This window comes from Nostoc sp., from assembly GCF_054880495.1.
The window spans coordinates 1-14486 of record NZ_JBTYKD010000064.1; the positions used below are offsets into that span (position 1 = coordinate 1).

A 14486-nucleotide genomic window follows, 5' to 3' on the forward strand; every position below is an offset into this window, starting at 1 on the left:
CGACAGGTGTTACCCTGAGCTTGTCGAAGGGCTCAGGGCAGGCAAGCTCAGTACAAGTCAGTCGAACGATTTTAGATTGTGAAAGAGTTATTGTAATCCGATTTGATTAAGTATATTTATTCAACCTTCTCTATTCCCCACCCCAACTTCTGTTTTGGAATTATAAATTGACATCAAGCCAACCATAGCTAGCAACGACAAAGCCGACGGTACAAACGGCACCCAAGCACCCGAAATTAGCAGACCAAAGCAAACTAGATACAGAACACTAAAGGTAATACTGACTGCCAATATCAACCAGGGGAACGAAAGCTTTCGCCAAGCCAGGACTCCCCCGACCAAAGACCAGCCCCAAATCCAGACCACCTCAACCCACAATGACCAAACCCGCAGCAACGGCCGCCCATCCTGGACAGCACTAAGGATCTGGCTGATCATATGGGCTTGTACTAATACTCCTGGCATTTGCTCATTTAAAGGAACGCCATAGGGTGTAGGCCAGGTGTCTGGAGAATCCCCCTTTGCCACTACACCAATCAAAACAATCCTATCTTTGATTGCATTGAGGTTAACCGGATTAGATAAAAATTCGGTTAGCTTCACCTGTTCGGCTATTTGTTTTGAAGAACGGTAGTTAAGTAAGATTTGACCGCCATTAGCATCAATATTTTGATAGCCGCCAGTGCGGGATTTCAGATTTGGAAAAATAGTTTTACCCAGCTGCAAATTACCTTCAGGAGTGAACTTTGGTTGAATTCCTGAAGGGCGTAGATAGAGAAAGGCCAGTTCTAGACTGAATGCAAAGGGAGCAGGACAAAATGATGTCGCCTCCTGCCTCATGAACAGGAGATGCCGACGGATAACTCCATCAGGATCATTAATAAAGTCACTGAATCCCAGGTTGCCTGCGGGGATTTCTGGTGGTGGCTTAATGCCTTTAATATTTAGAGTTCCATCGCTCCCCTTACATACGCCAACCAAATTATGAGTTTGTTGAAGACGAGCAATTAAATCTGGTTGTTTGGCTTTAAAATCACGGTAGATATCTAAGCCGATCGCGCGGGGTTGGTATTGATTCAGTTTTGCCAGGAGTTTATTAAGAGATTTTTCGGAAATGGAAGCTCCAATCAAGGACTCGTTATTTTGTCTTTGAATTGCCAAATCATCATCGTCAATTGTGATTACTAGCAGTCGGGGATCAAGTCCCTCCGCAGGGCGCGATCGCATCATCAGGTCAAAGGCTTGAATCTCTGAAATTTCCACAAATCCCACCAATCTCACCGCAAAAACCAAGGCTGTAATCGCAAAACTGGATAACAAAGTTGTTTGAAATCTGCGTCTGGTAGACAAAGCTAAATTCGATATATCTTCAATTTTTCTAGACCTTAATTCATCCCAAGTGGGTGGTATCTGCGCGGGATTTTGGCAAATCACTGGTAGCCAAGTTGCACAGGGAAATCGATCCTCAAGTCCTTGCAAGCGTTCCCGCGCTTGGCGTACCGACCGATAAAAAGACTCGCCACCGGCAAAGCCTTGGAGAAAATACTTTAAGAACTCCTTGGCAACCTGATCTGGGACTGGTTCGCGCATGACGATCATCTGAGGAATTTGCAAATCAGCCAATTCTCGCGCCAATCCCAATCCATCACAGGAGTTGAATATAGCTAGTTGCAAGCCGTTGTCAATCGCTTTCCTGAGAGCGTACTTTAATTCGCCAATGGTGAGGCTATCAGTTTTATTCAGATAAATTCGTCCGCTTTCTCCATTTCGCTGACTGGAACTGTGCCCAGCAAAAAAGAGAATATCCCAGTTTTTTCCCCAAAGATGGTCAGTCAATTGCTGACGTTGTGGTTCTACTAAAAAGCTGACCTCTGCATTACTACACTGTTGCAGTAAAGCTTGATCGGCTTGGGTGTCAATCCCCTGACTATTGCCTACAATTGCTAAAATGTTGACTAATTGATTTAAAGTACGTGGCTTGTGAATGCGATCGTAGGATGGTGAAGAAAGGGCGATTTCAGCTTTCGGGTAGCGTTCTAACAAGTCCCAAAGATGCCAGGGTAATAGCTGCAATTGCCTATTTTCTGTTTGCAGAATCACCCGCACTTCTTCGCTGGACGACAATCTTTCTAACCATTTTTCCCTTAAAGGGCGAAACTCCTCTGCTCGCAGCCAGGTATTAAAGCGTGCCCGCAAAATATGGGAAGTGTTTTCGCAGTCTTGAATCATCGATACATTCGTCACCTGCATTTTCTCAGCATGGAGGCGATAACGATTGCCTATCTGCCGATAACTAGACTGCCAATGACTATAATAGAGCGGCATTTCCGGGAATGAAGGTAACTTCCCCGTGATTTCTGTTGTAGCGTGCTGGTGTTCTTCACCAATTTGGAGAGTCACAGGAAACCCCTGATCAAAACTACCCTCTCCGAATTTCAGAACCACTAACTTACCCATGCGTCGCTATCTCCCTGTACAAAATCACGCCCTGTTCTAATGTCTAATCGCAAGCAAGCTTCAGAAGCATTTACAGACTTCTTTCAAAATCCCTAAAAGCCGACTTGAATTTTTAATTCTGAATTTTTAATTAACCAATTACCACTTATAAGTTACCGAGAAAGAGGGAAAATAGCTAGATGTTTCAAATCCGAAAATGTTCAGTAATGCTGATATCATTCATGGCTATTCTAACGCTAAATTGCTCTGTAGCTTCACCGCGAAACTGTAACTGAATGTAGTTGTCTGATTTTCTAGATTGAGCTTCTAGAAATACTGTTCCCGAACTATCTAAAACGGTGAGATAAACTCCGGGCGGCAAGTAGATTTGATTCCCAGTGGCGTGCAATTGGAGATGAATACTGGTTTGTTGATCCTTTTCGGGGCTGATTTCCACAATTAAGATCACGGGTTGGTTGAGAATTTGGATACCTAAATCAATCAGTTTTGCGCGTTTAGTAATTGATTCTGGTCGGTTAAGGGCATTTAGTTGCACAGTTTCAGGACTGCGAAAGGCATAAGCGGGTCTGAGTTCTGGCACGTTCCACAGGGATTCAATAGTCTGCCAACCTGCCTCAAATATACCAGCAAACCACTGACTCAAATTCACCAATTGGCGCAGTTGCCACAGGTGGTCGATAAACGCTTCCAATGGTTGCAGTTGTTCTAAAGGCAGTGTTTCAGTTGCCACACTAGGGATAAAACCAAGCAGCCGAGCTTCTTGGAGCAATTCATCAAATTGAACTACTAAATAACCCACCCGTTCTTCCCAGGTTTCTGGAGGAATGGAACATATCTGCTGATGCAGATGCACAGGGCGACACTCCAGACGGCCAACTGATGGCACTTCTAAGTCAGCTACATTCCCACAAAGGCGCATAACGGGGTTCCAGCTGTCACTAGCTTGGAGATCAGTAGGAATATCCATCATTTCCAAATAGTCATTCACCACCCACACAGCCAACGTATTCAGCCGAACTTGCTCTGCTTTTTCAGAATTTGGCTGCTGGTTAGCAAATTGCTGGGCAGTTATGCGAGCTGATTGGGAAATCGGCAATGTTAAAGTCAAATCGTCTGGCTGATAGGTGGAGTTACTCATAAGTTAATCTCTAGTGATCAATGCTGCTATATACATATCATCGACATTAACTAAATTTATGCCACAAAATAGAGAATGATTATTGAAAAAATAGAATTAGGAATTGGGGATTGGGGACTAAGACTCCCAATACTCCCAAGTACCCAAATCCTCATCAGCCCTGTAACTTGATAGTAGCCACACTTTAAGCGATGTCTACGATGGGCTGTGACGCTCGTTCGGGTAGCGGGTTTATTATTGGTGGAGGGAGTGCAAAGGTATCCGCGAGGATTTGGGGTGAGGCTGCGGGTGCGAGAAACGGTGCAGTGATAATCGGCTTGAAGATAAAGTCTGACCATCCAACACAATATGGATATTAACCAACAAAAAGAACAATTTAGCATCAGCTATATTAAAGCGATCGCTGCCGTTGCAGGTTATTCTTTATATAGGCCAGAAGTTGATAATGACAGCGTAGATTTAGGCATAGTTAGCAGAGGTGGTACAGGTAAAATCCTTTCTCCTAGACTAGAACTACAACTAAAATGTACATCTAGAAGTATTCTGGATGAAAACTATATTAAATATCCCCTCAATCTCAAAAATTATAATGATTTAAAAATAAATGCTCTTGTGCCTCGGATTTTAGTAGTCGTTTTAGTTCCCGAAAAAATAACAGACTGGATAAAACAAACAGAATCCGAACTGTGTCTTAGAAATTGTGCTTACTGGGTATCCTTGCGCGGAATGCCAGACACCGAAAATACAACCAATGTTACTATTGAAGTACCCCGTAGTAATCAGTTTACGCCAGATACACTCCAAGCCATCATTCAACGCATTAGTTTTGGAGATTTACCATGAAAGTTACTATCAAAGATAGTGAAATACTCAAAACTGTTAACCCTGATGTGCTACAGGCACACTTGCTAGCTACTGGTTGGCATGAAACAGGGCGTATATATAATAATGCCGGGGCAATTTGGCGACTGAAAAAAGATGCCGCCGATCAATACGAAATTTTACTACCTCTTCAACATAGTTTAGGAGATTATGCCGAAAGAATCAGCGATATATTAAAAACATTAGAGATAGTTGAAAATCGTGACCAAGTTGATATATTAAGTGAATTTATTACCAATTATCCCAATTTCACAGTACAAGGTGTGGTTATGCAAATTGCCACTCCTCAAATTGATAAGCTTAGTGGAAAAATTACTTTACTATGTGCAGTTTTTGATAAATTGCAAGAAATTAAAACTGAACTAGCAGATGATGATTATTTATTAGCGATTAAAGCATATCAGGAACGTTTACCAATTCGCTGCACAGGTGATTTAGTAAGAGTTGACAATCGTTTTATCCTTAAAAATCCTCAGAATTTGCAAATCGACAAAATCTAACTCCGACTTATCAATGTTTTTAGATTTTTTCTAGATGAGTTCTGATTCTAAGAGTTGCGCGATGCCTGACGATTATAAAAACACAAAAAAAGATAGATAAAATCTACTGATTGACCCTCTCCCCATTTCCCCCGAAAAGGGGAGAATAGGGTTAGAGGGATAACTCAGGGTAATTGCTAGCTTTCTGAAGTTTCTTGGGAGAACTTTTTATGGATAGTTCTAGTGGATTCCCCATCAGCAGCTACCGTGATCAGATAGTCGATTAAACCATCTGAAAAGGGGAGACGTAAGTGGAAAGTACCATCGGGTTTGATTTTGATGGTATGACCACCAATGTTTACGGTTGTGTTTGGTTGGGTTGCTCCGTGAATAATCAACTCAGCATCCGCCACAAACCAGAAATCTCCGTGGGGATGACTGAAGACCCGAACGATCGCTGAACGGGCGATGAATAACCAACGCTCGCCATCAGCAATATAGCCAATTTCAATCATGTAGTCGCGATCGCTGACAGGAATAGCCACAAAGCGATCGCATGCTACCTCTTCACATTCATACTGCTGTACAAGCTGCGGACTTTGATAACTCAAATCAATGCCAGTCACATCGTAGAGCCGCACTACCAATTGGGAGCCACCCTGTTGTTGCAGCGTTTCGTTCTCAGCCTTGGAAATGTACCAAGAGACATAAGCCCATTTGGGAGTGCGCGGTGTGAGGACAATATTGCTCTCTTGTTCACTGATCTCTTCTTGGGCATCTACTAAGCCAGTAGCGGTTTCACTTGTTAACGCTACATTTTCAACTGTGGGATCTGGATGAACAGCACTGAAGATCCGAACATTCGCTGAACGGGCGATGAATAACCAACGTAGTTTACCGCCTTCGGCATCGCCATCAGCAATATAGCCAATTTCAGCTATGTAATCGCGATCGCTGACGGGAATTTCCACAAAGCGATCATGTGCTGTTTCTTGACATTCATACTGCTGTACAAGCTGCGGACTTTGATAATTCAAGTCAATCCCAGTTACATCGTAGAGCCGCACTACCAATTGAGAGCCGCCCTGTTGTTGCAGCGCTGCTTTCTTGGTTTCGGAAATCTTCCAAGAAACATAAGCCCACTGGGGAGTGCGTTGTCTGAGGACAATACGGCTCTCTTGTTCACTGCTCTTTTCTTCTACATCTACCAAGCCAATAGCTGTTTCGCTTGTTAAAGCTACATTTTCAACTGGGGGATCTGTTGTGGGATCTGGATGGACAGGACTGAAGACACGAACGATCGCTGAACGGGCGATGAATAACCAGCCTAGTTTACCGCCTTCGGCATCGCCATCAGCAATATAGCCAATTTCAGCTATGTAATCGCGATCGCTGACGGGAATTTCCACAAAGCGATCATGTGCTGTTTCTTGACATTCATACTGCTGTACAAGCTGCGGACTTTGATAATTCAAGTCAATCCCAGTTACATCGTAGAGCCGCACTACCAATTGAGAGCCGCCCTGTTGTTGCAGCGCTGCTTTCTTGGTTTCGGAAATCTTCCAAGAAACATAAGCCCACTGGGGAGTGCGTTGTCTGAGGACAATACGGCTCTCTTGTTCACTGCTCTTTTCTTCTACATCTACCAAGCCAATAGCTGTTTCGCTTGTTAAAGCTACATTTTCAACTGGGGGATCTGTTGTGGGATCTGGATGGACAGGACTGAAGACACGAACGATCGCTGAACGGGCGATGAATAACCAGCCTAGTTTACCGCCTTCGGCATCGCCATCAGCAATATAGCCAATTTCAGCTATATAATCGCGATCGCTAACGGGAATATCTACAAGGCGATCGGATGCTGTCTCTTCACATTCATACTGCTGTACAAGCTGCGGACTTTGATAACTCAAGTCAATCCCAGTTACATCGTAGAGCCGCACTACCAATTGAGAGCCGCCTTGTTGGTGCAGCGCTGCTTTCTTGGTTTCGGAAATCTCCCAAGAGACATCAGCCGATGTATAAGTATGCGGTGTAAGCAGAATACTGCTCTCTTCATCTGCATCTCCCCAATCAATATCTGTTTCATCCCCAATCGGCAGATGATCAACTGTGGGATCTGGATCAATAGGACTGAAGACACGAACGATCGCTGAACGGGCGATGAATAACCAGTGTTCGCCATAAGCGATATAGCCAATTTCAGCTATATAATCGCGATCGCTGACGGGAATTTCCACAAAGCGATCATGTGCTGTTTCTTGACATTCATACTCTTGTACAAGCTGGGGACTTTGATAACTCAAGTCAATCCCAGTTACATCGTAGAGCCGCACTACCAATTGAGAGCCGCCTTGTTGGTGCAGCGCTGCTTTCTTGGTTTCGGAAATCTCCCAAGAGACATCAGCCGATGTATAAGTATGCGGTGTGAGCAGAATACTGCTCTCTTCTTGGGCATCTACCAAATTTATAGCTGTTTCGGCTGCAATCGGCACATTCTTAACTGTAGTATCAGTTTCTCCTTGGGCATCTGATGCCAAAGTGGTAGCCCAGGCTCCAATCCCTGCGCCTGCGACTAAAGCCGCAGCAGCAGCTAAATCTGTGGAGTCACCTTCCCCAACAGTCGGCTCTGCTTGAGATTTTTCCTCTAGTAAATTCACACTAGGTTCGTCCTCGTCCGCCACCACATTCAATTCATCTTCTGGCAAATCGAGCAGTGAAGCTGTTTCTGTCTCTGACGGTTCCACATCAGCTGTTAAAGGCAATTCATCTACTAAGGCTGTATCTTCATCTTCAGTTGAGGTAATACTATCTAGCCAGTTGAACTCTGCCTGAAGTTGCTCATCTATCTGATCTTCACTAATTTCTGTGTCCCAATATCCAAAATCAGATGTTACTTCTAGCACATCTGGTAATTCCGCGAGTGAATCTGTCACTTCAGATGATGACAGTTCCACATCAGATGCTTCTTCTGGAATATTAGCCCGGTGAGGATATGATGTATTTACTACAGCTGCTGGGGCTTCTATGTCCCATGCAACTTGATCAGACTCAGGAGGGTTCATATCCGTATAATTATTTAGCTCCTCTGTCTCATCAATCGCATCTGTTTCTGTTTCTTTGTTGCTAAAGGCAGACCAGGTACTCGCCCCGATACCCGTTGCTAGAGCCGCACCACCAGTTAAAGCTGCGGCTCCCAAATTGTGATTTTCTGATCCATTACCTACAGATGAGGTTGTGCCTTCACGGAGGTTAGATCTGCCATTAGTTACCTCTTGTACTAAATTTGATGTCCCCTGAGTAGCGTTCTGGGTCAGGTCAGATTCTGTTTGAGCATAGATGTTGAAAGGAGTGCGCTCGCGGGTTTCTTGCTCTTGGAAGTGCGGCACTGGCTGCTCCTCAAGTATCGCTCCGTTGAGCGAGGCCGCTGTGCTGGCATTGAACAGGGGCGTTTCTTCATCTTCTCTGCTGGGTGGACGGGGATTTGATTCTGGTAAGTTGTCTGTTTTGTCAGTGGGCAATGGGCGTTTTCCTAGAACCCACCATAGTAACCCTCCAGCTAGACTAATCAAAAAGAAAGGTAGCAGCAACCATAATGGTGCTTGCTTGTCTACAATTGGACTCTTTTGTACAGGAGCAGCCACAAAGGGCTGTTCGGCAAATGCAGGTGTCCTCTGGGCACTAGGGGAAGGTGTAGCAGTCGGTGTCGTCTGGGCACTGGGGGAAGGTGTCGCAGCAGGTTGTGATACGCTGGCTGCGATCGCCTCTGCCTCAGTAGTTCTAGCTTGTTCTATAGCTTGCTGTCCTGATGGTGCAAGGGTAAAGCCGAGAAAATCTACTATGCTTAAGCTCGGATTTTTTTTGTAAACGTAAACTAAAGGTTGCGAGAAAGGATATTTAGGATCATTTGGCAAGGTTTGATGTAATTGCAGAACTCGCACACCTTTCAACTTCGACACCTGATTAGCTAACACATAGCTAATGCCGTCTTTGCCCAGTTGTTTGATGATTTCTGCGGTATTATCCTCAGTTAATTGGGTAGCATTAGAGCCTGTAGCAAACTCAGCAGTCTTGAAGGCTGGATAAGCACGAAAAGTATCACGAGTATCACTCGTCTTAGGGTGATCGATTAGCCGAATCTTCCCTGGAGGTCCTCCCAGTTGTGACCAATTTGTAATTTGTCCCCGGAAAATCCGGGCGAATTGCTTACTGGTTAAGCTTTGCTTGAAAGGATTATCTGCACCAACCACGATCGCAATCTTCTCACGGCGCAAGCGCACTTGCTCTAGTCCTTGGGCTTTTTCTGCTGGTGTCAACCCACGCCCGATTGCTGCTATGTCAATTTTGCCATCTAGCAAATTTTTCAGTGCCGTACTAGTGCCGTTAGCAGCAATTTCAACCTTTGTGCCGGAAAACTGTTTTTCAAAACTTTCTTTCAGCCTTTGGTTGATTGCAGCCAAGCTATTTGAACCGTCAATCCGCACTGTCGTACCATTTTCCACTGTTTGCGGCAGTGCAAAAGAGGGAGCTTCAGGTTTAGATTTTGCCAGCATCGGTGCAGATACCACCAGAGTTACTGCCATCGGTGTTGTAGCTAAGGCAACCCATAATACCAGCCTGATTATCGAAGTATCTTTTTTTTCTTGTTGCCACATATGCCCTTTATTAAAGTAAAAAATAGAAAGCCTACCAATCCTAAATCGCAATCTTTTTAAAGATTATGGAGGAGACGCGCTAATTATACATCTGAGTAATCTTTACTTTTAATTATTTCAATGCACTTATATTGATTTATACTTCGCTCTAACTTGTATAGCATGATAATTTATACTCTAAATTGCCAAAGTCTGTTTACTATAAATTTTTCTAATTTAGATTGCAACTTATACTAAGTTCCTAGCTTATGGCCACAATTATGAATTATTGAATTACTAAAACTGGTAAAGTCTACCAAATTCAATATTATTTAACAATATTATTTTCAGAGACGTAACACTGTTACGTCTCTACAAGGGTTCTACAGGACTCGTATTTGATTTCTGAAAAAAATCAGTACAGCCCGAAAAGGCTTCTTCCCATTCGGCTACGCTCACGGCAAGCCCACTCCCTGTCTACTGTCTACGCAAATAATTTCAAAAATCAAAGCAGACTGCTATACATTTTTGAGATAACAATGACAATCTGGCTTATCAATCAGTGACTCCACCAAGGCATTTAAGGCAGTTGCAGCTAAAGCGCCACCTCCCAAAGTCCCTTCAACTGTAATAAAAGGTATCCCTTGTTGCATCAGTTGTCGCTTGGCTGCGGGAGCATGGCTAAAGCCAATGGGCATTCCAATTACTAATGCAGGCTGAATTTTCTGGTTGGCGATCGCAATTGATGCTTCCAGAAGTACTGAAGGAGCATAACCAACTACCAGCACACAACCCTGATTTACCTGCTGCAATTTTGCTCGCCATTCTCGATGTTGCCAAAAGGCAAGTTCTGCTTCTGTGGCGGTGGTAATATGGGGATTATCAATTAAGGTTTCAATGTGGCATCCCAAGTGAAATAATCGGGTTTGATCCAAAGCAGCTGCAACCGTTTGAGTATCGACAACAATTTGACATCTTGAAGATAGGGCTTCTCGACTAGCAGCGATCGCATCTCGACTTAATTTGATAAAGGACACCAAACTGACATCGCCACAAGCCAAAACCAACTGAGAAATTAAGTGTTGTTCAATTTCTGAACGGTTAGACAAATCAGGTAGTAAGCGTTGTAGCGATTCTGTAAAAGCTTCCGAGTGGGTATGGATTTCGGCATCCAAGCCACTCCAGAGATTTTCCAATCCCCCCAATCCGGCTTGGGTTTCCACATCCAGTAACTTGAGTTGTGCCAAAACTTCCGCTTGGATAATTTGACAATGGCGATCGCGCCCCAATAATCCTTCTAATGCTGATGCCGTTTGCCGTAGTTGGAAAATTTGTTGCATCACCGCTCGATATTGCTGCTGAAGTTGTCCCATGAGGTTAAGATTTGTGTCCGCTTCTGGTTCCACCTCCAAAATCTGACGGATATGGTTAAGCTGAAAGCCTTGCTGCTTGAGTGCGACAATCCGTTGCAAGCGAAGGACATCTTTTTGGTTGTAGAGACGATAATTGCTAGGCGATCGCACGGGTTGTGGTAGTAGTCCCAATTGATGGTAATGTCGCACCATGCGCGGAGTTAAACTGCCGCCAACCAAGTGCGTTAACTGCTTAATTGTCAGCTCGCTGCTATTGATTTCCACAAATTACGGTATAAAAGAGGTTAATTGTTGTCGAGGGGGCGTTCAGGAAAGGCGATGTCTGAGTTCAGCTAAAATTAGCCCAGAATATGTCAGTGTGGCTCCATTTAAAAGAGCTTGGTTGATATATTTTAGATAATTGCCGAATTTGGATGCTTTAGTACCAAACCCAGCATTTGTATAAGTCTGCCAAAACCAGACGTTGGTATCTACAAGGAAAATATCACCCTGCTGGGGATTATCAGTTTTAATGTCAATGATATCAGCTTGAATGTTAAGGTTGACCACCATGCTTTAAAAAGTTGTAGCCTGCTCTGCGATCGCTGCATCAACCGCATTACGAAATTGCTCATCAGAATAGTAATGCTTCGCATTGGCAATCACACGCTCAAGAACATTCCACCCCTCAGAACTTACAGCTGTGAATTCAACCAGTTGATTAAGGTTATCTGCTGGAATATCCTTCAAGAGATGACCAATCGCCAAGTTGAAAAAGGGAGATGCAAAGACCTGAACTCCTGTAAAATCCAATTCTACAGGGTTGCCAGAAAGCAGAACTGGATGAATCTGGTCATATACCTTCTGTCCACTCTCAGCGCTGATGGCGTATTTCCCCACAACATCAAAAATTTTGTATGCCATTCCTCTATCTCCCTCTTGAAAATAACCGCTTCTTAAGTTGATGAGCTTCAGTTGCTAGGCAGTAGCAAGATTCATCACACCGAATTGCAATATTAATCAGGGTTCCTCTAAAATTAGTACATTTGTTCTCATATATAATATTATCGCCTATATTGACATATCCGTCATTACTAAAGATTGTAAGGTTTCCATGATTTTTTGCGATCGTGGAGCGTGCCAGAAGCTATTGGTGTCAGAGCATTTTTCCGGCTAAACCTTGACATTAACATAAATGTCAAGGTTTAGGATGAAAGAGTCCCTGTTAATTCACCTCTCATGCTCTACCCCCAACGTTTCACCCAATTCACCAGAGAACACGCAGATACCGTAGCCGCCCTTTTGTGTGGCTTACTGTTATTTCTCGGATGGTTCGCCTTGCATCTCGGCGCTTTGGGATTGGCGTTGCTACTGCTACCTGCTGCTTATGTAATTGGTGGTTACGAAAGTGCGCGGGAAGGATTAACTACCCTATTCAAAGAAAAAGAACTCGATGTAGATTTGTTGATGATTGTGGCAGCGATTGGTGCAGCTAGCCTGGGCTTATGGCGAAGAGAATATCATTTAATTATTGATGGGGCAATTTTGATTCTGATATTTGCTATCAGTGGCGCATTAGAAGGCTATGCAATGCAGCGAACTGAACGGAGTATTCGGAGTTTGATGAGTTTGACACCCGATACAGCAAGGGTTTGGCATCAGGGAAGAGAAGAGGAAGTTGCCATCAGTCAGCTAAAAGTGGGTGATGAGATTGTCGTCAAACCCGGAGAGCTAATTCCTACTGATGGGATAATTTTATCTGGTTACAGCACCCTCAATCAAGCTGCGATTACAGGCGAGTCTTTACCTGTAGAGAAAACAATCGGTGCAGAAGTATTTGCCGGCACACTCAACGGCTATGGTGCATTGCAGATTAAGGTACACAAACCAGCCCAAAGCAGTTTAATTCAGCGTGTGATTCGTTTGGTAGAACAAGCAAAGACTCAAGCCCCTCCTTCGCAAGAGTTTATCGATCGCTTTGAGAAAGGATATGCCAAAGTCATTGTAGTAGCCGGAATATTACTGGCAACTTTACCGCCATTTATTTGGGGTTGGGATTGGGAAACGACGATTTATCGCGCCCTTACCTTCCTGGTGGTAGCTTCTCCCTGTGCGCTGATGGCGGCAATTATGCCCACCCTGCTTTCAGGAATTGCCAATGGTGCAAGACAGGGGATTTTGTTTAAAAATGGGGCGCAGTTGGAGAAGATTGGCAAAGTTAGAGCGATCGCATTTGATAAAACTGGTACTCTCACAACAGGACAGTTGCAGGTATTTCAGGTAATTTCAGCTAGTGAATACACCCAAATAGATGTATTAAAAGCCGCAGCTAGTGTAGAATTCTCTTCCGAACATCCCATCGGTAAGGCAATTCTAGAGGCGGCTGGTGATTTGGATTGGGTTGGTGCAATCGAAGTGCAAGCGATACCTGGACAGGGAATTGTCGGAATCGCCCAAGAACAAGAGATAATTGTGGGGAATGCCGTTTTTGTGCAAAAGTATGTGACAAATTTACCTGAAGAATTGCGAGAAATGGCTCAATCTTTAGAGCAAGAAGGTAAAACTGTGGTTTGGGTAGCGAAGAAGGCTCAGGCTCCCCTCCTTGGTTGCGGGGAGGGGTGTTTTGATGTGATGGGTGTAATTGCGATCGCAGATCATGTAAGAGCGCAAGCAGCCGCAACTATTACCCGCTTAAAGAAACTGGGAATTGAGCAAATTGTCATGTTAACTGGGGATAACCAGGAAACTGCTCACAGTGTCGCCAAAGCAGTCGGAATTGATCGGGTGTATGCTCAACTTCTACCCGAAGATAAGCTGGATGTGATCCGCCATCTACAGCAACAATATCAAACTGTGGCAATGGTAGGCGATGGGATTAATGATGCACCAGCCTTAGCACAAGCATCTGTAGGTATAGCAATGGGAATATCTGGGAGTGATGTGGCATTGGAAACCGCAGATATAGTACTAATGGCAGACAGGTTAGAAAAAATTGCCGTGGCGATGCATTTGGGTAGGCGATCGCAATCCATAGTGAAACAGAATATAGTCGTAGCATTGGGTTTCATTATGTTGCTTTTGGTGGGCAACTTTCTGGGAAATATTAACTTACCCATTGGCGTTATTGGACATGAAGGTTCCACAGTCTTAGTTACCCTCAGTGGACTAAGATTGCTCAAATAAACTACTGTATAAGCATCTCCTTGCCTACACAGTTCTAAGATTCTAGAGTAAATATTATCATCAATATCAGGATAGTATTTCGGGCTATCTTTCGATGAGTTCATAAATTTCGCCGGGGTAAGGCTCTGTTCTTATAAACAAGATTCTAGCTCCCTCTCAGAACCCACGGAGAGGGTTGGGGTGAGGTTTTACAAGGCTTTTTACGAAAGTTAGACAATTTTGGATTTTGGATTTTAGATTTTAGATTGACCCCAGCAATTAAGTCAGGAGCAAGTCAAGTAATTTTAGATTTGGGATTAAAGAATTATTCTCGCGTACTTCGGCTGCGCTCAGTACAAGTTTAAATTCGCGGGCAACTCTT

10 protein-coding genes are annotated in these 14486 nt (G+C 43.9%); 4 read left to right on the plus strand and 6 right to left on the minus strand.

Features of this window, described 5'->3' with window-relative positions; all coding sequences use genetic code 11:
• Nucleotides 1–120 precede the first annotated feature (120 nt).
• Entirely contained in the window at nucleotides 121–2457 is a 2337-nt protein-coding gene (locus ACYTXL_RS07355; RefSeq protein ID WP_461924133.1) for a CHASE2 domain-containing protein, read from the minus strand.
• A gap of 184 nt (nucleotides 2458–2641) precedes the next feature.
• Nucleotides 2642–3595 (minus strand): DUF1822 family protein, encoded by a 954-nt coding sequence (locus ACYTXL_RS07360; RefSeq protein ID WP_461924134.1) that lies wholly within the window; start codon nucleotides 3593–3595, stop codon nucleotides 2642–2644.
• 191 nt (nucleotides 3596–3786) lie between these two features.
• Between ACYTXL_RS07360 and ACYTXL_RS07365 the strand changes: the two genes are divergently transcribed.
• From ACYTXL_RS07365 to ACYTXL_RS07375, 3 genes are read left to right on the plus strand one after another with little or no spacing between them, the layout of a single operon-like run.
• Entirely contained in the window at nucleotides 3787–3954 is a 168-nt protein-coding gene (locus ACYTXL_RS07365; RefSeq protein ID WP_461924135.1) for a hypothetical protein, read from the plus strand.
• Nucleotides 3944–4438, plus strand: a complete 495-nt coding sequence (locus tag ACYTXL_RS07370; protein WP_461924136.1) for a DUF4365 domain-containing protein — start codon at nucleotides 3944–3946, stop codon at nucleotides 4436–4438. The genes ACYTXL_RS07365 and ACYTXL_RS07370 overlap by 11 nt, the downstream gene beginning before the upstream one ends.
• Nucleotides 4435–4977 carry a hypothetical protein gene (locus ACYTXL_RS07375; protein WP_461924137.1) on the plus strand — a complete coding sequence of 181 codons (543 nt, stop codon included), beginning with the start codon at nucleotides 4435–4437 and terminating at the stop codon, nucleotides 4975–4977. Before ACYTXL_RS07370 ends, ACYTXL_RS07375 begins: the two co-directional genes overlap by 4 nt.
• Nucleotides 4978–5153: 176 nt before the next feature.
• Here the strand turns inward: ACYTXL_RS07375 and ACYTXL_RS07380 are convergent, their stop codons facing one another.
• The 4 genes from ACYTXL_RS07380 to ACYTXL_RS07395 form a co-directional block, all read right to left on the minus strand.
• Nucleotides 5154–9611 carry a DUF4912 domain-containing protein gene (locus tag ACYTXL_RS07380; RefSeq protein ID WP_461924138.1) on the minus strand — a complete coding sequence of 1486 codons (4458 nt, stop codon included), beginning with the start codon at nucleotides 9609–9611 and terminating at the stop codon, nucleotides 5154–5156.
• Nucleotides 9612–10108: 497 nt separating this feature from the next.
• The gene (locus tag ACYTXL_RS07385) at nucleotides 10109–11221 is read right to left on the minus strand and encodes a precorrin-8X methylmutase (protein WP_461924193.1); all 1113 of its coding nucleotides are present in this window, start codon (nucleotides 11219–11221) and stop codon (nucleotides 10109–10111) included.
• Nucleotides 11222–11269: 48 nt separating this feature from the next.
• Nucleotides 11270–11515, minus strand: a complete 246-nt coding sequence (locus ACYTXL_RS07390; protein ID WP_461924139.1) for a hypothetical protein — start codon at nucleotides 11513–11515, stop codon at nucleotides 11270–11272.
• A gap of 3 nt (nucleotides 11516–11518) precedes the next feature.
• Nucleotides 11519–11866, minus strand: a complete 348-nt coding sequence (locus tag ACYTXL_RS07395) for an STAS-like domain-containing protein (protein ID WP_461924140.1) — start codon at nucleotides 11864–11866, stop codon at nucleotides 11519–11521.
• 315 nt (nucleotides 11867–12181) lie between these two features.
• Here ACYTXL_RS07395 and ACYTXL_RS07400 point away from each other — a divergent pair, with 315 nt between their 5' ends.
• A complete protein-coding gene (locus ACYTXL_RS07400) occupies nucleotides 12182–14125 on the plus strand; it encodes a heavy metal translocating P-type ATPase (RefSeq protein WP_461924141.1) in 1944 nt (647 codons plus the stop codon).
• Nucleotides 14126–14486 lie beyond the last annotated feature (361 nt).